Raw genomic sequence first — 255 nt, 5'->3', positions numbered from 1 at the left:
GTCTAACGAACCTGCTATATACTGACGATCCATTTAGTTAAAAAGAGTGTACAGAAAATCGTAGATTAATATGCTTGCTAAACTTTCTTTCCTACAACTGCTACTTGCTGGTTTTCTTTTTATCGCAATCTTGCTTAGCGGTACCTCGGTGCATGCGTTATTGACGCTGGAGCGACTGACCAAGCAAAGCCGTGCAGTTGCACATCAGGCGGTTAACTTAACCGAAGAGTCCCAACGTCTGACCGAGCGCACGGT

1 protein-coding gene is annotated in these 255 nt (G+C 45.1%); it reads left to right on the top strand.

All coding sequences use genetic code 11. From position 1 onward, the window contains the following. Positions 1-70: 70 nt before the first annotated feature. A partial coding sequence (locus QN347_RS20365) for a hypothetical protein (protein ID WP_323494484.1) occupies positions 71-255 on the top strand: 185 nt, incomplete at its 3' end.

The organism is Sphingomonas sp. 10B4 (genome assembly GCF_035019905.1).
GTDB lineage: Bacteria > Pseudomonadota > Alphaproteobacteria > Sphingomonadales > Sphingomonadaceae > Sphingomonas > Sphingomonas glacialis.
This window is presented reverse-complemented; position numbering and strand designations above follow the sequence as displayed.